The sequence below is a fragment of the Magnetospirillum sp. 15-1 genome, from assembly GCF_900184795.1.
Taxonomy (GTDB): Bacteria; Pseudomonadota; Alphaproteobacteria; order Rhodospirillales; family Magnetospirillaceae; genus Phaeospirillum.
Genome location: NZ_FXXN01000027.1, coordinates 612196 through 633819 on the forward strand (window position 1 = coordinate 612196; position 21624 = coordinate 633819).

23 protein-coding genes and 1 pseudogene are annotated in these 21624 nt (G+C 60.8%); 5 read left to right on the forward strand and 19 right to left on the reverse strand.

The window, feature by feature from the left end; genetic code table 11:
* Positions 1-5: 5 nt before the first annotated feature.
* From CP958_RS21165 to CP958_RS21210, 11 genes are read right to left on the reverse strand one after another with little or no spacing between them, the layout of a single operon-like run.
* Positions 6-2153, reverse strand: a complete 2148-nt coding sequence (locus tag CP958_RS21165) for a zincin-like metallopeptidase domain-containing protein (protein WP_096704151.1) — start codon at positions 2151-2153, stop codon at positions 6-8.
* Positions 2153-2332, reverse strand: a complete 180-nt coding sequence (locus CP958_RS26680; RefSeq protein WP_096704152.1) for a hypothetical protein — start codon at positions 2330-2332, stop codon at positions 2153-2155. The genes CP958_RS21165 and CP958_RS26680 overlap by 1 nt, the downstream gene beginning before the upstream one ends.
* Before the next feature lie 16 nt (positions 2333-2348).
* Positions 2349-3047 carry a single-stranded DNA-binding protein gene (gene ssb, locus CP958_RS21175; protein WP_096704153.1) on the reverse strand — a complete coding sequence of 233 codons (699 nt, stop codon included), beginning with the start codon at positions 3045-3047 and terminating at the stop codon, positions 2349-2351.
* A gap of 9 nt (positions 3048-3056) precedes the next feature.
* Entirely contained in the window at positions 3057-4880 is a 1824-nt protein-coding gene (locus tag CP958_RS21180; RefSeq protein WP_096704154.1) for a type IV secretory system conjugative DNA transfer family protein, read from the reverse strand.
* A complete protein-coding gene (locus tag CP958_RS21185) occupies positions 4877-5830 on the reverse strand; it encodes a CpaF/VirB11 family protein (protein WP_096704155.1) in 954 nt (317 codons plus the stop codon). The genes CP958_RS21180 and CP958_RS21185 overlap by 4 nt, the downstream gene beginning before the upstream one ends.
* Before the next feature lie 6 nt (positions 5831-5836).
* Positions 5837-8035 (reverse strand): hypothetical protein, encoded by a 2199-nt coding sequence (locus tag CP958_RS21190; protein WP_141400601.1) that lies wholly within the window; start codon positions 8033-8035, stop codon positions 5837-5839.
* Positions 8036-8039: 4 nt separating this feature from the next.
* Complete coding sequence (locus tag CP958_RS21195) at positions 8040-9137, reverse strand: TrbI/VirB10 family protein (RefSeq protein ID WP_096704157.1); 1098 nt, start codon at positions 9135-9137, stop codon at positions 8040-8042.
* Positions 9137-10237 (reverse strand): TrbG/VirB9 family P-type conjugative transfer protein, encoded by a 1101-nt coding sequence (locus CP958_RS21200; RefSeq protein WP_096704158.1) that lies wholly within the window; start codon positions 10235-10237, stop codon positions 9137-9139. The genes CP958_RS21195 and CP958_RS21200 overlap by 1 nt, the downstream gene beginning before the upstream one ends.
* Positions 10234-11010 (reverse strand): VirB8/TrbF family protein, encoded by a 777-nt coding sequence (locus tag CP958_RS21205; protein ID WP_170959054.1) that lies wholly within the window; start codon positions 11008-11010, stop codon positions 10234-10236. The genes CP958_RS21200 and CP958_RS21205 overlap by 4 nt, the downstream gene beginning before the upstream one ends.
* Positions 11010-11186, reverse strand: a complete 177-nt coding sequence (locus CP958_RS26530; RefSeq protein ID WP_170959055.1) for a hypothetical protein — start codon at positions 11184-11186, stop codon at positions 11010-11012. Before CP958_RS26530 ends, CP958_RS21205 begins: the two co-directional genes overlap by 1 nt.
* 38 nt (positions 11187-11224) lie before the next feature.
* Positions 11225-12193, reverse strand: a complete 969-nt coding sequence (locus CP958_RS21210; RefSeq protein WP_170959056.1) for a type IV secretion system protein — start codon at positions 12191-12193, stop codon at positions 11225-11227.
* Between the two features lie 94 nt (positions 12194-12287).
* Here CP958_RS21210 and CP958_RS26535 point away from each other — a divergent pair, with 94 nt between their 5' ends.
* Positions 12288-12689, forward strand: coding sequence for a hypothetical protein (locus CP958_RS26535; protein ID WP_170959057.1), 402 nt, complete (start codon positions 12288-12290; stop codon positions 12687-12689).
* Between the two features lie 14 nt (positions 12690-12703).
* Here the strand turns inward: CP958_RS26535 and CP958_RS21220 are convergent, their stop codons facing one another.
* From CP958_RS21220 to CP958_RS26110, 6 genes are all read right to left on the reverse strand, one after another.
* Positions 12704-13480 (reverse strand): hypothetical protein, encoded by a 777-nt coding sequence (locus tag CP958_RS21220; protein WP_170959058.1) that lies wholly within the window; start codon positions 13478-13480, stop codon positions 12704-12706.
* Between the two features lie 35 nt (positions 13481-13515).
* Entirely contained in the window at positions 13516-15858 is a 2343-nt protein-coding gene (locus CP958_RS21225; protein ID WP_242443033.1) for a type IV secretion system protein VirB4, read from the reverse strand.
* 321 nt (positions 15859-16179) lie between these two features.
* The gene (locus CP958_RS21235; protein WP_096704165.1) at positions 16180-16494 is read right to left on the reverse strand and encodes a DUF6750 family protein; all 315 of its coding nucleotides are present in this window, start codon (positions 16492-16494) and stop codon (positions 16180-16182) included.
* Positions 16495-16503: 9 nt separating this feature from the next.
* On the reverse strand, positions 16504-16977 hold the full coding sequence (locus CP958_RS21240) for a hypothetical protein (RefSeq protein WP_096704166.1): 474 nt from the start codon (positions 16975-16977) through the stop codon (positions 16504-16506).
* Positions 16977-17696, reverse strand: coding sequence for a conjugal transfer protein TraL (locus tag CP958_RS21245; protein ID WP_096704167.1), 720 nt, complete (start codon positions 17694-17696; stop codon positions 16977-16979). Before CP958_RS21245 ends, CP958_RS21240 begins: the two co-directional genes overlap by 1 nt.
* A gap of 13 nt (positions 17697-17709) precedes the next feature.
* Entirely contained in the window at positions 17710-18057 is a 348-nt protein-coding gene (locus tag CP958_RS26110) for a hypothetical protein (protein ID WP_141400605.1), read from the reverse strand.
* A gap of 141 nt (positions 18058-18198) precedes the next feature.
* Here CP958_RS26110 and CP958_RS21250 point away from each other — a divergent pair, with 141 nt between their 5' ends.
* The 4 genes from CP958_RS21250 to CP958_RS21270 all read left to right on the forward strand — a co-directional run bounded on the left by CP958_RS21250 (position 18199) and on the right by CP958_RS21270 (position 20911).
* Positions 18199-18507, forward strand: a complete 309-nt coding sequence (locus tag CP958_RS21250; protein WP_141400606.1) for a hypothetical protein — start codon at positions 18199-18201, stop codon at positions 18505-18507.
* Entirely contained in the window at positions 18504-18878 is a 375-nt protein-coding gene (locus CP958_RS21255; RefSeq protein WP_096704169.1) for a hypothetical protein, read from the forward strand. The genes CP958_RS21250 and CP958_RS21255 overlap by 4 nt, the downstream gene beginning before the upstream one ends.
* Before the next feature lie 411 nt (positions 18879-19289).
* A complete protein-coding gene (locus CP958_RS21265) occupies positions 19290-19691 on the forward strand; it encodes a phage terminase small subunit P27 family (protein ID WP_096704171.1) in 402 nt (133 codons plus the stop codon).
* The gene (locus CP958_RS21270) at positions 19688-20911 is read left to right on the forward strand and encodes a terminase large subunit (protein ID WP_197706434.1); all 1224 of its coding nucleotides are present in this window, start codon (positions 19688-19690) and stop codon (positions 20909-20911) included. The genes CP958_RS21265 and CP958_RS21270 overlap by 4 nt, the downstream gene beginning before the upstream one ends.
* Here CP958_RS21270 and CP958_RS21275 read toward each other — a convergent pair.
* Positions 20857-21282: pseudogene (locus CP958_RS21275) on the reverse strand (transposase family protein); the annotation flags it as partial. The gene CP958_RS21270 and the pseudogene CP958_RS21275 overlap by 55 nt on opposite strands.
* The coding region (locus CP958_RS27145; protein ID WP_242443035.1) for an aminotransferase class I/II-fold pyridoxal phosphate-dependent enzyme at positions 21249-21624 on the reverse strand (376 nt) is incomplete at its 5' end. The pseudogene CP958_RS21275 and the gene CP958_RS27145, both read right to left, overlap by 34 nt.

Genomic DNA, 21624 nt, shown 5'->3' on the forward strand with positions numbered 1-21624 from the left:
AGGGGTTAGGCCACGCCACGTTCCTGGCCACGGGAGCGCGATATGGCCCCCTCGATGACGGCGGCCACATGCGAGCCGCCACGGGCCTGCGCCAGGTCGTTGAAGTCGGTGAGGCCCTTCGCCATCTCCTCTGGCCTGAAACGCGGTGCGACGAAAAGCCCGGCGACGGCCTTCGCCGCTTCCTCCGCTTTGGTCATTCCAACATTTCCCAGCTTGTTGGAATGGTCGTTGTCCGCCGCGATGAGGATCTGACTGTTCGGGAACTTCGCCCGCACGGCCTCGGCCACGGCCAGGAGATTGCCGGAATCGAAGGCGGACACCACCGGCCGCCCGGTTCGCTCGAAGATGGTGGCCGCCGTCGCATAGCCTTCGGCAATGATGATGGCGGGCTGGTGGACGCCGTCACGATGCGTCGGCCGGAGGGCGTCCAGCGTCCCTTTGCCGCTGGGTTCCAGCACATGCATCGTGCCCTCCTTGCGGCTGTCCTTCAGGAACCGCTTGCCGTTGGGACCGATGGTCTGGATGTTCCACAACCGCCCATCGGCATCGCGGCAGGGCACCACCATTTGCCCTTCGGGGTTTACCTTCACCCCGTACCCATGGACGCCCTTGTTCTGCAGGTATTTGCAATTCTCCTGGGTGGCGTCTCCCGGGAGGTTCACCCAGACGCCGTAGGCGATCTTGGCCGACTTCTCAGCCGCCTGGCGCACAGCTTGTTCCCGGCCGGCGCGGACCTGTGCCGCCTCGGCCTGGATCTTCGCTCGCTGTTCGTCGGTCAAGGCCATGCCGGTAGCCACCCACTGGACGGTTCCTCCAGCCTTGTAATTAGTAATCTGGCCCGCCGGCTTGCCGTCCAGGAAGCCCCGGTACGATCCGTTCAACTGCCCTTTTTTGTCGCCATCGACCTGGACCCGATGCCATTCGCCATCCATGGCGGGATCGCCCTTGATGATCAGGCCGTTGGCCTTCAGGGCTTCGGCGAATTCCTTGACCGGGTCGATGTCAGGGCCGGGCGCCTGGTCTTTGCCTGCCCATTTGGTGAAGGCGGCTGGGTCTGTCCCCTCCGGGATGTACCAGGACTTACCGGCACGATCCCACTTGGCGCCGGCGGCCTTGGCCTCGTCCTTCTCGGCGTAGGGGACGGCGATATAAATGCGGGGCTTCCTCTCCTCGGGCATGGCTGCCTCCTGCTTGGGTTCGCGTTCCTCCTTGACCGGGCGCTCAATGGCGGCGGCCTTCGCTATCTGGGCGGCCTGTTCCAGTTCCGGTCGCTTCTCCGGTTCCATCACCCAGGTCTTGATAGTTTCGGCGTCCCGCGCCGCGCGGAAGATCTCGTTGCGGTCGTCGCGCAACACCTTCAGCCAGGATTCGACGTAGGCGGCGTGGTTGCCGGGGTCGAAGGAGATGCCGAGATCCCTGGCCAGCATGTAGCTGGCGATCTCGGCCCGGAGTTCTTCCTTCGCATATCCTTCCGAGCCGAAGGGGCCAAAGGCGCGGTTCAAACGGCTCCGGTGTCCCGTGGCGTGCCCCAGCTCGTGCAGAGTGGTTTCGTAATAAGCGATGTGGTCCCGGAATGATGCCCGGTCAGGAAGATGAATATCGTCGCTAGCCGGGCTGTAGTAGGCGCGGTCTCGCTGATCGTGGAAGACCGGCACATTCGCACTGGAAATCATCGCTTCGGCACGAACCATCCGGATGATTTCATGCTGTGCTGGCGGAGGAACATATGGCTGCAGGCCGTCGATCTGTTCACCGTTGAACACCTTGGCATAGAACACCTTGGGGCGCTCCAGGCGAACCAACTCGAAGCGCTCCCGTCCTTCGCCATCGAGGAGGGGCTTTCCGTCTTGACCGGTGAGTGCCTGGCGCTCGGTCCATTGCCAGTACTCGATGGTGGTGGACTTCTCCCCCTTGCGAACCTGGGCGTCTTGTTCCAGGGCTTGGCGATAGGTCATCCAACGAGGATCGCCGCGGCCCTGCAGGGTGAGCCACACGTCGTTGATGCCGCGGTAAGGATTGCCGCTGATGGGATTGAATGGGGCGGCTCCAAGAGTTCCCGCCTGCCAGGGTTTTTGCCAGGGAGCCGTGCCCTTTTCGATGCGACCGATAATCTCGGCCGCGATCTCGTCACGGTAGTTGGGGTGGTCGCTCATCACTCATCCCCTTCGGCAATCTCGTCGAAGCGGCTTTCACTGGCGTCCTCGGCCGAGAGAGCGTCTTCGACGAAGGCGCCCATGATTTCGGCGTCGTCGGGATCGGTGGTCACCACCAGGCCGGCGCTGGCCATGGCGCCGATCTGCGTGGCCAAGGTCTTCTGATCCTTGTTCGTCATGTTGTTTTTCCTCCCCCTAATTCCGGTCTTCGATCACCGGGGTGATGCCACCAGGGCCGTCCACTTCCACCTCAATGCTGGTCCGGATTTCGCCGTCACCGTCGTTCCATTCACGCGAGCGTAGGGCGCCCTGGATCTGCACCAGGCGCCCTTTGGTCGCCTGCTTGGCCAAGACTTTGTCGATCAGGGACGGTTGGAAGGTGACGATCCGAATCCAGTCGGTGGCCTTTCGCCAAGCGCCGTCCTGGCCTTTGAATGAGCGATCCGCCGCCAAGCTGAAGGACGCTACTTTGCCGCCTTCCTGGCCCGGCAGGGTCTTGATGTCGGCGTGGTCACCTAAGCGACCCGCGAGCAGGATACGATTCACGGGCGCGCTTTCGGCCGTGACGGGAACGATGCCGCCGGCGCCGTCCACCTCGATCTCGACCGTGTGGTATTTCTTGCCGTCCTTTTCCCAGGACCGGGCACGCAGGGCGCCCTGCACGAACATCGCTCGCCCCTTGGTGGCCTCGGTGGCGAGGATGTTTTCGATCAGCCACGGATTGTATGTGACGACGCGGAACCAACTGGTGGCCGTCTGCCATTTCCCCGCCCGGTTTTTGAAGTTGTGATCAACGGCGATGGAGAAGGAACCGGCCCTGCTGCTGGACAGCTGCCGGATCTCTGCATCGGCGCCGAGGCGGCCAGATACGATTGCAGTATTGAGTTCGAACATGATTCCTCCTCAGGTGTTGGGATTGGCGGCGGCCCGAAGACGGGCCGTGATGGGGGAGGGGACGGCGGGATCTTCGGCCAACTGGTCTTTTTTGCTGTCGTCATTCACCGCCGGCTGGGAACCGACCGGCGCCATGCGTGCACGCGCCAGTAAAGTCTTGTCGAAGAAGTACAGCGGCTGCCGGCCGAGGATCGGCGGATAGCCCGCTGCGAAAGTCAGCATGTCGCCGGCACGGACAATCTTTTCAGGATCAAGGCGCGACTTCTTGGCTGGCTTGAGCCGCATGCATTCATCCGGCGTCAGAAGGTCGCGCGGAGTTTCGGCTGTGGAGTCCGTGACACTGGCGCCGAAAATCTGTAGTGCCTTGCTATTCCGGGTGCGCTTTTCTTGAACGATGGTGGTTTTGCCACATAGCTTTGACAGGTATGCGCCGGTATCGGGGTTATTGGGCGCGTAGGCAATTCGGACGTGGCAATTGCCGATAATGCCATTTTCCTTGCCGTATTCTTTCCAAAGCTGGGTGATGTCCTGGATGATAAGGAAGGCTTTAATGCCGTACCCGCCCATGTAAGCCAGGGATTTGTCAAAAATTTCTAGCTTTCCAACGCCAGTAAATTCATCCAGCAGAGCCAGTAAGCGGTGCTTATAAACGGCTTTACCATCCGAACCGATATTCTTCATCAGCCTGCGCATATAGAGATTGAGCAGGATACGGATCAGCGGGCGTAGGCGGTCAATATCGCCTGGCGGGAGAATGATGTAGAGCGATGCTGGGGCATCACCGTTCATTAGGTCATCGAGCTTAAAGTCCGAGCCAGAGACGTTGTTGGCGACAATTGGGTCGCGATACAGCGAAAGGTCAACTTTGGCCGATGACTGGACGCCAGACCGCTCCTGGGCGGCGCGGTCATCCATTTCCTGGCCAGAGGAGCGGATCAGCTGAGTTGCCGCCTCCGTATCAGCCTCAAAACCCTTCATATCAGCGATTACGGAATCAACACCCTCGCCAGCGGCGGTCAGAACTCTATCGAGGTCCGGGAGAGCGGCAATCCGCCCCTCCTTGTTGCGGATACTGTAAAGGGCGTAGAGGATGGTGCCGGTTAGCCACGCATAGCCCGATTTGGCCCAGAAATCGGCCAGCCCTTTACCGTCCGGGTCAATGATCATGACCGCGATGTTCTGGGAGTCGGCAATCTCGTGCGGTGTGCCCAGGCGGATCTCCGCCAGTGGATTGTAGCGGTTAGACCCTTTCTCAGCAGTGGGATCGAATTTTAGGATGCGTTGCCCTTGGGACGCCCGCCATCCCGATGTCAGGCGCCAGTTCTCCCCCTTCATGTCGAGGACCAGGACCGATTCGAGCCACGAGAGCAAGGTGGGAAGCACCAAGCCGACGCCCTTACCGGACCTAGTTGGGGCGAACGCAAGCACATGCTCCGGCCCATCGTGGCGGAGGGTTTGGACGCCCAAAATTTTCGGAAACCCGCCAACAACAACGCCGCTGTCACGCCAAAGGTTGGCTTCTTTCGCATCCTTTTTTTTCGCCCAACGGGCAGAGCCGTGAAGGGTGTTGTTGTTGTGTCCCCCATGCAAGGTGTGAGCGCCGATCCGTGAAGCGATGGCCTGGATGATCAGGATCTGCGCGATGGCGCTGCCGGCGCCGGCGATGATGCCCCATTGGATGAAGCCGGGAGCATGGCCATAGGCCATCAGATAGCGCCACACCCAGGCCCAGGAATCGCCCTGCAGGGCGTAGAAGTCGTAAAACTCCTCCCAGACATACCCAGTGGCGTACACCGAGATGGTCAGGGCAAACGGAATGGCCAACACGATCATGCTGCGGTCCTCTGCACCATTTCGCCATGACGCATGACCCAACAGTCGTTGCGCGGCTCGTAGATGTCGGTGATGCGGCGATATCCGTCCGAGGTGCGCTTGATCTGAACGATAACGTCTACCAGCTCGGCCAAGAATTCTGGAACTCGGGGCATGTTCTGCCCCGACCAGGCAATATTCTGGTCGAACTTACGGTGCAGCACCTGGTGCGGGCTATCGCCGTGGATCGAGCACATGAATCCGGTGATGCCAGAATTCAATGACCCGAGGGCGGCAAAGGCGTTCTGGGTGGATATCTCGCCAAAGACGACGTTGTCCGGTGTGGCGCGCATCTTATGGTCATAGAGTTCACGCCAGCTGATCATGCCCGACGAGGTCGCAGCCTCGCGGGCGGCGATCAGCCCGACGCCGTCCCAGAAACGATCAATCTGCAGCTCTGGGGTGTCCTCGACCGCGATCACGCGGCGATGATCCGGCAGGAAGTCCAGCAGCTTGTTCAATAGCGTGGTCTTGCCGGTGTTGGTGGCTCCCGAGACGATCAGGTTCCGCTCGGCCTCCACCGCTTCCTGCAGATATTCCACCACTGCCGGCGAGGCGCCGACCTGTTCCCACGACGGGGTGAATGGATGCTTGCAGCGGATGGCCAGGGAGACGCCGGTTTGCACCGACGCCCCCACTAGGCACTCGAAGCGGTGTCGCACCTCGGGAATGATGCAAGACAGCTTTGGAGCTGTCTCAGGCCGGAATTTCACACCGGTGACATTGGCCAGGCTGCGGCAAATGTCCTCGATGCGGGCTAGGGTCAAATCCGGCGCGTCCAGGGTAATCTTGCCCTGGCCGCGCCGGTCTACGATGACCCGCTTCGGCCTGGTCATCCGCATTTCTACTGTCGTGGTGTCGTCGTAGAATGCGGCGAAAGGCCGAAGGATGATGGAGATCGCCGAGGCCATGGCGACTTACCTGCAGCCAATTTCTAGGATTGTGGCCGAACATAGCCTCGTGCCGGTGTCGCAGCCGTAATAGCTGCTGTCCCAACTGCTGCCGCTATACTGGGTCGCATACGAGCATGTGCCGGGGGCGGAGTTGCTGAAGCCGTGCGCCGGCGCCGTGCAGGAGCTACAGACCAAGGGCATCGAGCACCCTCCATCTCCCCCACTACAAGAGCCTTGCGTGGTCTGGCAGGTATTGATGCCGGTCGTCATCCAATTCTGGTAGGCGGACCATCCGGAGGGGCAGAAGGGCTGCGAGAACCGGCAGATCGACACGCCACCGCCAACAGCGGTAACCGTACCTCCCGCATTGCAGCAGGACACATCGGTGTGGGTGCCGCCCGCCAGAGGCGTGCCCGGGACGGCTATCGGGGTGCCGACGCCTTTCGGCACAGAATAGATGGTGTCGTCCGGTCGCTTATAAATATCTGTCAGAACGGTGTTCTGGTAAGTCTGGCACCCTTCGTTAGTAGTTGTGCCATCCGGTATACTTTGAGTGCTGTCCAGGACATAGGGTATCTGTGGAGCCCCGGCTAATATTCCTGATGATGCTACGGTGTATGGGGTGCCATTGACGGATATCGTGATGGTGGACAGCGGATAAGCCCATCGTTGGTCATCATGATATTGGTAGCCGGTAATGGTGACGCTGTGGGGGTAGGTTACCGTCGAGTTTTGGCACTGAGTCACGTATTCCCGCGAGCCATCGGCTTTCGCGTACCAGAAGCGTTCCTGGCCATAGGAAACGCTGTTGGCGATGTCGTGGGTCCACTTTGACGGGTCCATGCAGCCGTCAGTCGTTGAGAAGATGCCTTTGGTTGAAGTGTCGGGAGTGCAGTCGGTGATAAATTGGGGGACATCATCAATGGTGACCCGCTTCCTCGACTGCAGGATGACGGTCTTCGTGGTCATGTTGGTGATGGGGGTGCAGATATAGGCCCCAGCCAGGTCCGCATAGACAGTCTCGTGGGAGAAGACGCGGCCAGTGTCGCCGCAGGGGGCGGCTTGATAGGTCAGGCCGTTCCGTGTGTACGTCCACATGGAGCGTTCATAGGATTTGCTCGCCGCGAAATCATTGCGCAGTGGGCAATTGAGCACGCTTTCGGTCATGGGGATTGCCGCCGACTTGGTCGAGTCGGCGCAGCCCCGAGCCTGGACAGGGGCGTTGTTGCGGTTGGTGTAGATCAAGGCAGCCTGAGGCACAGCCTTGGCATTGGCGAAATCCAGTGAAATCGGGCACTGGCTTTCGTCCTCAACGATCATGTAGGGGCTGTCGCCATCCTTGGCGCACTCGCTAACCGTGTGGGTCTCGCCGGCGGTGTCCACGTAGTACAGGGTGTATTGCGGCCATGCCTGCAGCTTGGCCAGGTCGAGAATATCGATGGGGCAGGTTGCGTAAGAACGCTTGATCGGGAACTTCGTATCCGAGTCCGTGCAGCTTCCATCCGTGGTTAATGTCCCGTCGGTGAAGGTCTGCAGCTTGCTTTGCTGGATGGCTAATTCCTGGGTCATATCGACCCTGACAGAGCACCCTTCGGTGGTAACGCGATTGTCGGTGACCGGGTCTTTCTGCTCCGGCGCCGGCGTGGCCGACACGGTCGGACTCTGATAGCCGGCGGCCAGGTCGTTCTTGGGCTGGCTTGCCCCAACCGCGTTCTGGGCTTTTTCGTCCTTCGGCAATTCCGTCTTGGCCGCTTCCTTCTTGGGGGTGGCCAAGCGTTCAAGGGCCGCGACCAGTGCCGTCTTCGATCCCTGGACCTCGACGGTCTTTTCCGGGAACAATTGGTTGGCGCCCTTCGCATCGAATTGGGCGCTCAGGCCGTCCGTGGAAATGATTTCTTCGCGGTCCCCTCTGGCCACCGTGGTGACCAAGACTTGCCCTACGCTCTGGCCTTCCACAGAAACCTTGCGTGCGTAGCCCTTGGCCGTGACACCCGACACAAGCTCGGGAGAGATGCCGTCGATCTTGCCCATGGCGAAGGACACGGGCGCCGGCTGCGAATCCGGTAGCGGTACGGCTGCCGTTGGCCACACAGGAATCGCAATCATGTCCTGCTGTGCCGGCGTTGCGTTCGGCTGTGTGGTTGGGGTGGGGCTGGTCTGCGACCAGGCCGGTGACGACAGGAAAGTGAGGAGGGCGCAGACCGCCAAAACTTTTCTACGCATGGGGCTACTCCACGTTGGCGATGTACCAATCGGTATCGGGACGGACGACAACCCGCGTGCCCTGAGCGATTTTCAGGATCGGGGTCAGGTTGAGAGTCTGTTCAAGGGTGGCGGCGGTAATCTCGCCCAGGCGCTGGGATAGCTCCTGGCCACCAGTGGATAGGGCGCCGCCATTGCCGCTATAGGTGCTGCTGCTTCCGGTCGACGTGGCCGTGCTGGTTGTCGAGGTCGACTGGCTGCCGGCCGAAGCCGCCCGGACGGCGGCCGAGACGCCGGCGAGGATGAAGGCCGTGCCGTATCGCTCGAAAAACCGATTGTCCACGTCACCGGAGACGCCGAGGGCGCCTTGAACGTCGGTAACATTGGCCTTGATGCCGATGATCTCGGCCCGGCTTTCGCCCAGCAACACGCGGGAACAGCGGAATGGGGCGCGGCTGGAGCCGACCTTTTCCAGGGTCTTGTTCCCGCACACCAGGCGCGAACCTTTGGGCACCAGGATATTTCGGCCATGATAGCCGTATACGTCCCGGCTGACCTGGATCACCACCGGCCCGCCCACGGAACCGTCCAACTGGGTGTTGATGCCCGTCTCCAGAATTCCTGGGATATACCGATCCGTCGTGATGATCCGGGAGTTATCGACCGGAAGCGAGGACGTGACCGATTTTTCCTGATATCCGGTGCCTTCCTGCCCAACTACCCCAGGCAGAACAGGCATCGCCCCGGGTCGGGCTTCGGTGTCGTCATCGAAGCCTGACGGTTTGCCGATCTCGGCCTGGCTGGCATTGCGGGCTGCCCGGCCCGCGTAACTGGCCCGGACAGCCTCGGCCACGGGATCAGGGCCTGGCGGTGGCGCCGGTGGCGGGGCGGGCGGTGTCGGTGCCGGCACCTCGCGGATCACCTCTCGAATGACTTCCTGCTTGATTACGACCGGAGGCATTGCCGGTGGTGGTGGTGGTTCCTCTTTCGGCGCTGGGGGGCGGATAGCCCACGCCGCCGGCTCGTCCGCCGGCATGGGGTCCGGATGGACGGCCTGCGGCTGGCAGGTGCCTCCGAGAGTCAGGCCGATGGCCAGCGCCAGGTCGCAGATCCCCGCAGCCATCAGGGCTTGCTCCCCGTGTACTGAATGCAGAGATATTTCATGCCGTTCTTGAGCGTAATCAGGGGGGAGACGGACTCGATGACGAACACCGTCCCTTCGACGTGGCTGTTGACCAACTCGTCGTAGCCGTCATTGGTGACGTAGCCGGTGGACAACTCCATTCCGTCCCACTTGTCGCCATAGCGGATATAGGTCCAGATGTCGTCGCGCCAGATGGTCTCCGGCTTCAACTCGTCGTCACCCGACAGGCGGTAATCCTCCCAGCCGTGAAATTTCGAGACATCAAGCGGCTTGTGTCGCAGGAAGTCTTTCTTGGCCGGCTTTTGCGGCGGCAGCGGGGGGGCGCTGTCCTTGGTGCCGGTCCCATCCGCCTCGGCGCCATCGATGGCTTCGGGCTTCTCTTGGCCAGCGATCCTGTAGACCAGGTCGGGCACGTTCACCGAATTGACGGTTTCGGATCGCACGTACAGGGGATAAACCGCTCCCGATCTGGTGTTGACGTTCAGGTTGGTATCCATCCCCCACGAAGTGGGGCGGATGGTCAGCCTGTTCTTCGCCTTCTTCTGAACGACGAAGGCGCCGGAATGATCGCCGGGATCGACGGACGTGATCACGGCATCCTCGGGCAGAATTACCGTCGTGAGCATGAATTCTCGCGTCCGGACCTTGTAGACGCAGTCCTGGCAGAGTTTCTGGACGTAGACGCCGGCCTTGGGTTCCGCCCTGTCCCAGGCGTCCTGGATCTGCCCGCCGGCACCGGGCCTGGACATCTCCGGAAAGGCGCCTTCTCGCTGGAATTCCGCTTGTTGACGCATGTCGTCCGGAATGCGGTTGGAGGCGTTGCTTTGGGGGCCAGCTGCAGCTGTAGCCGGCTGCTGGGGAGTGGTCGCGCCAGCTACAATCGGTGAGCGGGTAGCCGCTCCGCTGGATGGCTTGGCCGCTTGGCCTGCTGTGCTTCCGGTGGGAGACGCACCAGGTTGCGCCTTGCTTGGCGGCGTGAGTGGCACATTGACCTGGTTCTGCCCAGGAAAGGGCGTTTGTGCGGCAACCGGCGCGGCCAGCATGGCAGCCGCCAGGGCGGCCAGAATAAGTCCGATCATGAATTCCCCCTGTCCTTCAACGACACGTCGAGCACCCGCAATCCCGATGGGTTTTCAAATTTTTCGGATGGGCGGACACTCTGCGGCCGAGGTGCGATAACCACGTAGGCGCGCAGGTTCCGCCGGTCGATGCGCTTCCCGTCGCGCTCGTCCGTCTGGGTCAGTTCGACGGCATAGCGGCGTACGCCGTTGCGCTCAGAAATGAGGTCCGCCGTCTCGACGTTGACGGAGCGGTTCAGGCCGATCTCCAGTCCCTTGTCGATTTCCCGCTTACGGTCGCGGATGAAGCGCTTCCACCATTCCGCATCGGAATGAAGGTTGGCTTCCCGCATCCGGTCATCCTGAGAGGCGGTGTCGATCTCCAGCAGCACCCGGATGTAGCGACGTACGAACGCTTCAGTGATCAGCTCGTAGCCGGGTGTGTCCTTGGTGACGGGGAGCACCCGCACCAATGAGGCCGGATCGACCCGCTCCATGTGATCACTGCGCGGCTCGATCCGGATCAAGCCCAGCTGGACCTCTTTCAGCGGCACCAGCTCGGAGATCGCTGAGACGAGAACGATGACGACGGCGATAAGGCCGACATTGGTCATTGCCGCCAGGCGCAGCATCCAAGCCAAGCGGGTATGGGCGGCTTCGAAGTCATAGGGATCGGCAGCTCGGGTCGCGCTGTGATCGACCTGAGGCGGTGCTTCCGGACGGCATGGCGGCCGGCGCTGGCCAGTTTTGGCCAGTAGCCGGGCAATGGCGCTGGGCATCTTCACGAGGGCCATCAGGAGAGGCCCCATTTGAATTTCGGGGCTTCGTAGGGAATCGGCATACACGCGCAGGGACTGCGGCGCATTTCGTCCGATCCGGTGCCTTCGTACTGGATTTCTCGGTTACCGCCGCAGGCGGCGAGGAGAATAAGCGGAACAATAGTGAGGCTGAGCCGAATGAACTTGGACATGGTGTTTTCCTGTCGTTATGACGGCTGGGTAATGGCGGTCAGTTCCCGCTACCGGGCTTGTTGATGTTTTTGAATTTGTCGATCAGCTGCTGGGCTGCGGCGGCGGGGTCGGCCATTGCCTGTTGCCCCCAGAAGAACCCCTGGCCAATTGCACCGGCGCCAGTGCGGGCAAGCTGCCCACCTTTCTTCAGGCCAGACATCGCGCTGGCTGAGACGCCAGCTGTCATGATGCCGGCAGCTGCATTGGTCAGCGCGGTTTGTGCAATGGAATTGGCGATGGCGGTCCCCTCGGTCATCAGGGCTGTTCCGGCCCACCCGAGGAAGAGCACCACCAGATATTCAACGCTGGCGACGTTGGCAAAGTTACGGGCGTCGTTGCCGACAAGCTTGGTTGGATCAAGCACTAGGGAGTTGACGCCGTAGATGCACAGCGACAGGGCTGCGGTGCAGGCGAACAGTACCAGGATCGAAGCCAGCAGCGTCTTCGCGCCAGAGACTGCCATGGACCGTCCCCAATTAAAGGCGAAGGCCATGAACAGGAACGGGGCGAATACTGCTACCAGGGCGGCCCTGAAGATTGCCACCACCACTTGGGCTGAATAGGCGACGACGAGGAGAAAATAGGGCAGGACCAACAAGAATGCATAAATGTAGTATTGCGGCTTGTAGAGTGCCCCTTCCTTGGCGACGGCTTCGGCGGCTTGGAATACCTTGGCCACCGCCAGTTCGCCATTAGCTGCCAACCCGACCAAGCCGGAATAGCCCGTGCTCTGTTCCGCATTGCCTGCCAGGCTGAATACGGCAGCAGAGGCGCCCCCCATGATGTCAATTGAGGCCGAATATACGGTGGAAATTAGGCCCGTGCCTTGACCACCCAGCAAAACACCCGTTATAGTAATAAATGCGAAGTCCTTAATGATGCCATTAAGATCGGTCATCTTAATGTATAATTTGTATGCAGATATGACCGCCCACAGTCCGGCTAACGCCAGAAAGAGCTTGAACATGGGATCATGCAGAGACGTGCTGAGATTGTCGGCAAAGCTGGTCGAGAGATCTACGTACTTTTGTAGGGGGGTGCAGCTCCAGCAGTCCGTGCCTATGCTAGTCATTTTCGTAATATCCTGTGTATTCATTTCTGGTGGAGCTATTGCTGGGCAGCATATATCCGGTGGCGGCGATTATTGTTGCGGCCAGATTGGCGGCGATTTTTTGTTTTTTATTTACGACACTCCTCGGCGCATTTCCGAAGGATATACAGTCTTTGTCAGTCTGATAGATGTTGTGCGTAATTATGCTGGTATGTTTTTGGCGCTGTTCGGTTTTTTGTTTTTTGGCGTTATTCTTTCGCGCGGCGGCAGTAAGAGGGCGCGGCGCAAAGCGAAGGGCGAGCCACTTGGTGGCTCTCATGCGGCCGAGGGCATGATTTTGGATAAGCACTACGAAGATCCCATCGTGCGGCACGGTGCGCGCAGGGTCCGGGATCTCATTACCCGCCTCTGATAGGGAGCGTGGACTCATTGGCCGCCTCCCTTCTGAATGGCATCCACCTGGCTGGCAGGTAGCCCCGACATGATCGCCACCGCCGCCTGCAGTTTCACCAGTTGGGCCAGCAACTGAGTCTGCTGGGCCGCCACCCGCAGCTTGGCCAGTTCAGTTTGAGCCTGCACATGGGCGCGATCCTGGAGCGTTTCCGCCGCGTCCAGGCTTTCCTGCAGTTTATCGGCCGTCTTGTCCTGTTCATCGGCCTGCTTCATCAGGACATCAGCTTGGGCGAGCGCCCGTGTCGTGGTGTCTTCCAGCAGGGCTTGGCGGTGCGTTTCGGTGGCGTCGCGGGCCTTCTTCTGATCCGCCCAGCTGAGGTTGCTCATCTGGGCCTTATCCGTAAACAGACTCTGGCGGTATCGGTTTGATGTCTCGCAGATTGATCCGAAGTTCAGATCTTCAAATTTAATGCCCCATTGAAGTCCATCTGGAATGAGGCAGCTGAGATTGCCTTTGGTCTGTGCCGACATGCGGTCAAGATTTGGGATTGGGATCTTTATGTTTGTGATCTTCCCAATCGCTCGCGTGATGTCATTCGCAAATGACGAAATGTCATTCAGGAATGACACCATTTCCTTTAGGTGGATTAGTTCTTCCACCTGATTAGCTACCTGCTTCTTCAGTTCGTTCAGCTGAGCGATTGCCTGCTTGATGGCGCTGATATCAATGACCGGATATTCCGCCAGGGCAGCGGGAGCGCCAAAGGCCAGGCCGGCAGCCACGAGGACCGCCGCCAAGCGCTTTCGCACCCGGCCTTTCTGGCGCCTCAATGGCCGACGTGAGATCAGATGTGTTCTGGCCATGCCGCCCCCCATTTTTCCTGGTGGGCGAGCAGATCGCGCACGGCATCGGGGCCGGAACGGTAGAACCTTACCGCCCTGCCGAGGGGGGCCAGATCCACATCCAGGATTGCCGATTCCTCAAAGCCGGTGGCCGCGTCCCGCTTGACTAGCAGCACCTTGCGCCCCTCTGGCGCCCCGAAAATAAAGCCCTTTTGCTCGTCGTTGAGATTGAAAGTCTCATAGGCCGAGCGGTTGCCCTGCGGATTGGGAAAGAAGAAGAACGACGCGGTGTTTTCGATTACCGCATCCGCGATCCCGGACTTGTGCAGGGCGCCGGGGTCCTGGAAGGCCATGCCTACGGCGCCGCCGAATTTGCGGTACTCGCGGTACATCTCGGCAGCCAGGCTGCAGAACGGGCCGTTCTGCAGCAGCTTGGCGGCCTCGTCGATGAAGATGGCGAAGCCCTTCGCGCGCCCACCTCTGGCCAGTCGTTCAATGGCGCCGGCAATGTGCGCTACCACCGGTGGCCCCAGGTTGGGGTCTTCCAGCGCCTCGTTCATGTTAATGCCGATCTGGAATGACTGGTCGAGGACGCTGGCCAAGCTGTCACGGGGCGCATTGAATGTTCTGGCATAGAGGCCAGCTCGTTCCCGAGCGTCAGTAACCCATCGGGCGAATGCCTTCTTGGCATCACTGTCGGTTGGGAAAGTCAGGTCATAGATCTTGTTGAAGGTTCGTGCCTCCACCGGTAGGTGGAAGGCTGTTTCCACGACGTGAGAAAGGATCTCCTCAATGCCGTCGCTTTGCCCGGCCTCTCCCAACATGGACCGCACCAGCAGCGCCAGGCGTTGACGATTGAGCGGGGTATCGTCGCAGTCGAGGGGATTGAGAGACAGTTTGTCGAAGGACTGATAAAGCCCGCCCAGCATTTCGACCGTGTAGCGGGCACCCTCCTTGGAATCGAAGATGAATGAGCGGACGCCGGCAAACTTTGCCAGGCCGCCGAGTAAATGCATCATCAGCGAGGTCTTGCCGACCCCCGCCGGTGCCACGACCAAGAAGTTGCCCAGCGCCTTTTCGGCATTCCTGCACTGGAACTGGAAATTGTAGGCTTGGCCGCTCCCGGTCATGAACGACCGTACCGGTCCCTTGCCGTACTGCGATTCTGTCAGGCCGACCGGCGAACTCTCGAACGGCCAGATCGCCGCGATATCCTGGCAAAATAACTTAAGTGGCCTAGCCAGCTTCTGACGATCCGGCAGGCGGTTGAACCACATGACGGGCGCCTCTTTCGTCTGTACCGAGTACGTGACGCGTCGGTTGCCGAGCACTCGGCCGACGTGAGAGGTCAGGGCATCCAGTTCTTCTTGGGTCCGACTGCGGATGGTGATGGTCAACTGCGTTGCGAACCGGGAGGTCTTGCCCTCCGTCAGCAGTTCGATGGCGGCCTTCGCCTCGGTGCGGGCCAATGCCGGCCCAACCGGGCTATTGAGGGCCCGATTGAGAAGCATGATCTCCCAATCGCTGTCGAGCGGCACGCAGACCTGCGACACCTCAATTTCGCCCGGGATGGCCATGATCTCATGGAGCAGATGGCCCGACACCAGATCCGGCCACTCGTGGACAGCGATGGTCCGATGCAGCCAGGTTTCGGGCAGATGCATCATGAACTGCCCGGTCGCCTTGTCGAAAACAGGGGTCGCTCCCTGCAGGTTTGCCGAGATATTCGTCGACACGGCGCGAAGGTCGTCGCGCAGATCTCCACAGACCAGGAAATTCAGGAAGCCCGTTAGCGGGCAGTCGGCCGTCGCATCCGCCGGCCGCGCCAAGTGCTGAGGGGCGTAACGGGTCAGCAGCGACTTGACCTTTTCATCCACCTCTTCCAACTGGTGAAGGGCCGGGGTCTGCAGCGTCATATGCCAGCGCAAATCCCAGGCATTGCGATATCGTTCCGCTTCCGCGTTGCCGATCTCCTGCAGGGCGTTGCTGGGCCAGGTTGCGGGCATCAGTGATTCTCGCCGGCGCTTTATGCCAAACAGGCGAATCACCACGCTGCGCGATGCGCAGGCATGCAGCCAATCGGTGCGCCCCTGATGCAGGGCGCCCTGTTCGCCCTCTGGCTTGGTGTCATAGGCGGTGCCGCCCAGGCGCCAGGCCCGCATCACCGTGCCGCTTTTGGTCCGGATGGTCATGCGGTCGTTATCAACGCGATCAAGTTCCAGCTCGTTGCCGAGCCAGTCGAATTTCACGGAGCCGAATGACAGACGCCGGGCTGCCGGAACTACGAGAGTTCCGGCAGCCACGGCGGCGCTTCCCATACCGATAGCGAGTGGCCACAGGCTCATGAGCGGCCCCCAGGGGAGCGCCGAGGGAACGCTCCTGTCAGTAGCCATCGGCGGGAAGCCCCCCACCAGAAGGTGAGGGTGGTAAGGATGACGGTTTCAATGTGGCGGTCGGAGCGGCCGAGACGGTAGCTGATCGTGAGGCCGATCCCCATTACTCCGGCCAGAGCCAGGAACGATGCCCACATGACGCCCAGCAGCATCGCCGCCAAGAAGGCGACGATGCCTGCCAGCACGCTCAGCAGGACGGCTCGAGGAGGCAGCCCGAAGATTGTTCCGGGCATTTGTATGTGGGTGAAAACTACCGACCGCGCCTTCATCGGATCAGCCTGCGGATTTCACTTGGTTGATCCACCACATCATCAATCCGGGGCCGATGCTGACCAGCAGGCCGCAGACAAAGAAGATCCAGATCTTCTGAAGCTCGATGCGTTGGTTCAGGGCCGCCCAAATGCCGTAGCCGACGATGCCGAGGCCGATAATTGCGCCCGCGATGGTCACCAGTGTGGTGGTCAGGGTCTTCGCCGCCGTCTCGACGGGCGCGGCCCAATCCGCTCCATCGGCGGCCAGGGCGGCCCCGGCCGTCAGCAGGACGGGAAGGGCGGAAAGGGCGAACGACGTGATCTGCTTTCTATGCATGATACTTCCTTATCGAAGGGCGGAACGAATGACGGCGATGGCCAGTCCGCAGCTGGCCACCGACACGAGCGTGAGAAGGGCGTGGATGAGGCGATGACGCCGCAACTGGCGTAGCAGTGCGTCCATGGTTACGGCCTGGCGCTCTACCAGCGCGAACGCCTGGTCGAGTGACGCCTTGACCGTCTTGTCCTTAAGGCTGGACAGGACCGCATCAACCGCCTGCACGCAGGCTTCTCCGGTTGCGCCGAGGAAGCCCTTGATTGCTTCGTCATGGCGACGAAGCATGGCTTCGTAATCCGCGACAAAGCCCTGATGCAAACTGACCGCCATCAGAATCGGATCGTCGCTGGAGATGGCTACGCCGTGCAGACGAACGAGCAGAGCGCGGGCATCATCGAGGCTCATGGCCTGGATTGAGGGCGGCTGAACGCCGCCCCCCTCCAGAACCTCGCCCGTTTCCGGGTCGAAGATCGGCGCGTCCATCACAGATGCGCCTTGCCCATATTGGTGAATAGCGTGCGCTTCATCATGCGCAGGCGCTGGCGTTCCATGATGGTGAAGTCGGGGCTGGCATCCGCTTCATCGAAGGTGACCCGGCGCGTCAGCATCTTGTGCATGTCCTGGCCAAAGGTTTCCGGTTTGACCGCCGGAATGGTCACCAGGCTGTGGATGCGTGCTTTGTTCTTCTCATAGACCTTGCTTTCCTCGAAGGTCTTACCGTTGTGGACCGGCTTGCCGAAATACTCGTTCAGCCACACCACCACGGGTGCCGTGCCGATGTTGCGGCAAAGCGAGGCGAAGCCTTCGATGGTGTCGGGTAGCGCCTGCCCACCGGTGATGACGGAGTGCAGCCGTACGGTGTGCCCTCCTTCCTTCAGGAGGCTCGCCACGTCGTTCTGCAGCAGGTAGGAGCAGAGGGGGACGAACGTACTGGCCCCGTTATCGATGATCATGCGGCCGGCTTCGGCGGTCATGATCCGCTCAATCAACTGATCGAAGGTGCGCGGGTTGATGTCGTCCCCATCCATGATGTTCAGGGTTTCGACATCGAACGCTTTGTAGCCGGAGAAGGTGGCGTTGACCGGATCGGTATCAACGCATAGGAGGGGTTGCTCCTGGGGGCGGAAATACTGGGCCAACAGCGAGGCGATCAGTGATTTGCCGACGCCGCCTTTGCCTTGAAGGATGAAGTTAACTTCCATGTCTGTGCTCCCGTTAGAAAAGCTCGTCCAGATCTCTGGCTCGAGCGTCGTGTTCGAACGTGGCGGTTGGTCCCGCTTCCACAGGGGAAGCGGTGGCCACCTCGTTGCGGTTGACCGGGATGAGCACGGTTGAGGGAGAGACAACACGCGCAACAAGGTCGCTACTTGCTGAGCGGCTGGAGGTCGGATTGGGCTGGAGGCGGCGGTTTATTTGCTCATAGAACTGCGCCTGGCAAACCGAGACTTGTCCGGTTTCACGCAGTTCCTGGTAAATTTGCCGTATGGTCCCTGATTCAAGCTTTTGAGAAATCAATGGCCAAAGGGCAGAGACTTCACGTTTTGCTTGACCCCAGCGTTTCACAGACACAAAATCCCCGCATCGTGATCATTTGGTCACGATTCGGCGATAGGACTTAAATCCGCATCCTGGTCCGAACGCGCCATCACGACGGCGATTTCCGAAGCACAAACGCCTATTCTCTATCTCGACGGGATGTCGGCTGTGACCATCTCGGCTCGGCTGGTGATGGGTACTGGCGGCACCAGTGCCAAAGCCTACGTTCAAACTTCGTTGGATCAGGGCAACACCTGGATCGACATTGCGTGCTTCGCGTTCGCCACGACCGGCGCCGTAAAGGTCATGAATGCGAGCGGCCTGACTCCCCGGACCACCCCGATTACTCCGACCGATGGCGCGCTTGCTGACGATGCCGTGGTGGACGGCGTGCTCGGTGATCGGCTGCGCGTGAAGGTCGTGACGACCGGCACCTATAGCAATGCGGTCGTAAGCGTGCGGGCGGTGGTTCGATGATACCGGAAGTCGCCGCGCTTGATCGTGCCATTGCGCGTGTCGGCCAGCCGATCACGATCACGCGGACCACTGGCAGCCTCCCCAATCAAGTCATGTTGTCGTTGGAATGCCGCGCCATCGTGCGCGCATACAAGACGGAACAGTTGATTGGCACCATCACACAGGGCGACTCGAATGTGATCCTGTCACCCACCGATATCATGCGTGCGCAATGGCCCGGTGGTCAGATGCCCACGACCACGACTGATACCCGCATCCCCAAGACCACGGACAAGGTCGTCTTCCTGGGCCGCACCTGTTCGATCATCGCTGTCAAACCGCTCTATATCCGTGGTGAGTTGGCTCGCATTGACTTGCAGGTGAGGGGCTGACCGATGCCCTACGCTGCCCCTCGCATCTGTGGTTGCGGTGCCATCATCCCGGCAGGACGGCCATGTCCTCGCTGTGCCTCCAAGCGCGTTCGGACGGATGCCATTGACCGGCAGTATGGAACCCAAGCGTGGAGGAAGCTGGCCTTATCCGTGATCTGGCGAGACCAAGGCATTTGCCAAGTGTGCGGCAGGCCCGGTGCGGATACTTCGCACCATGTGATCGAGAAGCGCGACGGTGGTTCGGACGATCCCTCAAATCTCAAAGCAATTCATCGCTCTTGTCATAACCGCACCCATGGCCGTCGAGGGGGATAGGGGGTTCATTTTTTCCCCACCATGGGAGCCGCGACCGATGTGGGGTCACGCTTTTGAGAGAAGAGAATTGAGCAAATCGCCTACAAGGGTACGAAAATGAAGGGTCGAAAGCCAGAACTGAAAGCCGTAGATGGCGGATTGTCTCGCTTTCCGCCTGCCCCCTCGTGGCTGCCCGACGAAGCCAAGGCGGAATGGAAGCGCGTCACTCCCGGTCTTAAACAACGTCAAACCTTGACCAAGGAGGACTTGCCAGTTCTCGAAGCCTATTGCCTCGCCGCCGGGACCATAAGACGGATGCAACAGGTCATCGCTGTTGAGGGCGATATGGTGACGAACGACAAGGGCGACCAGAAGCGACACCCGGCATTTCAAACACTCTTCCAATCGCTCACAGAGTTTCGCCGTTTGGCTGCGGAGCTTGGCCTATCACCTGCAAGTCGCAACAAGGCTCTTTCCGCCAATGGCGGTAACGATGATCTTGCGGACCTTGATCTATGAGCACCAGCGCCTACCCCGAATGGCTGTTTGACGGCTCCGACATCCCCGACCCCCTCGGACATGGCGAACGGGCTGTGAATTTCCTTCGCCGCCTGCGTCATCCCAAGTCCCGCTTGCCCGGTCGTGCATTCGATCTGACGCCTTGGCAGGAACGGATTGTCCGCAAGATCTATGGTCCCTGCCATCCTGACGGGCGGCGGATCGTCCGCACGGTCGTCATGCTCCTGCCCCGTGGTAATCGGAAAACATCGTTGGGCGCTGGTCTGGGCCTGCTGCATTCCATCGGGCCGGAACGAGTCCCCGGTGGTCTGGCACTGTTCGCTGCATCCGACCGTGAACAGGCGCGTATCGGGTTCGAGGAAGCGGCGGGCATCTGCAAAGAGGACAAGCGTATCGCTGACCGCTTGCGGTTTATCGACTATCGCCATCGCATCGAGCACCCGAAGTCGGGTTGCAGCCTTCGTGCTATCTCGTGCGATGCGGCCCGGCAACATGGAACTACGCCTACATATTGTCTGGTGGATGAATTACATGCGTGGCCGAAGCGTGAACTTTGGGACGTGCTGCGTACAGGTCTGGTGAAGACGCCCGGCAGTCTGTTGACCGTCATCACCACAGCGGGGCGGGGTCAGAACAACGTGGCCTTCGACATCGTGGATTACGCCCGCCGCGTGGCCCGTGGTGAAATCGACGATCCCGGTACGTTGCCGATCCTGCTGGAGACTTCAGCGGATGCCGATTGGCGCGATGAATCGGTGTGGCGCCGCGTCAATCCAGGTCTTGAGCAGGGATTTCCTGATATCGAGGGGCTACGCCAGCTTGCCAGGGAAGCCGAGAGCCGCCCGGCGGATCGGGAAGCGTTCCGCCAACTTCATCTCAACGTCTGGCTCGACCACAGTGTTGATCCGTTTGTGCCCATGGATGTGTATGACGCGGGCAAGGAACCGCTCGATCTGGACGCGCTGGCCGGTGCGCCGTGCTGGCTTGGGGTGGACCTGTCCAGCAATTCCGATCTGACCGTGGTCACGGCCTGTTGGCGTGTGGGCGACGGCTACGCTGTGCTCCCGCATTTCTTCTGCCCGGCGGACAATCTGCGTGGGCGGCAGGATCGGGACGGGGTGCCCTATGTCCGTTGGGCGGCTGAAGGTGACCTGCCTTGGAAGTTTCATCCGGCCGTAAGTAGAGCCTTGGGCGAAGTTACGCCGTGTGGCGCGGTCTGAGCAATGGGGCCGGGCTCGGAGCCCCGGAGGGGCGGAGAGGCCGGCCCCATTGCTTTGAGTTTGGCAGCGTGGGCCGCCGGTGTCTGGTAGCCCAGGGCCGAGTGCGGCCTGGTCGTGTTGTAGTCGGCGACCCAGGTGGCGATGACGGCGCGGGCCTGGGCCATGCTGGTGAACACCGTTTCGTTGAGCAGTTCGTCGCGCATGCGGCCGTTGAAGCTCTCGACGAATCCGTTCTGCATGGGCCTGCCGGGGGCGATGTAGTGCCATTGCATGCAGTGGTCCTGCGCCCATTTCAGCACGGCGTTGCTGGTCAACTCGGTGCCGTTGTCGGACACGATCATCTCCGGCTTGCCGCACCGGGCCACCAGCGCAGCCCGGCCAGACCGAAGAACTTGCCGAACGAGCGCAGCACCACCAGACCGGGCCGTACCAGTGCGGTCAGCGACAGATCGGGCCGCTCGTCGCAGAACGCCTCGTCCACCACCAGTATGCCGCCGCGCGCCGCCAGACGGCCGGCCAGTTCGAGCAGCCGCTCGGGGGCGATGATCCGTCCGTCGGGATTGTTGGGATTGACCACCACCACCGCGCCCGCCTCTCCGGCCACCACCCGTGCTTGCGCCGGGATATCCCAGCGCCGGGCGGCCGCCTCCAGCAACGCCTGATGGGCGGCGGAATCGGGCAGCCGCTGCCAGCACGGGGACGGCACGTCGGGC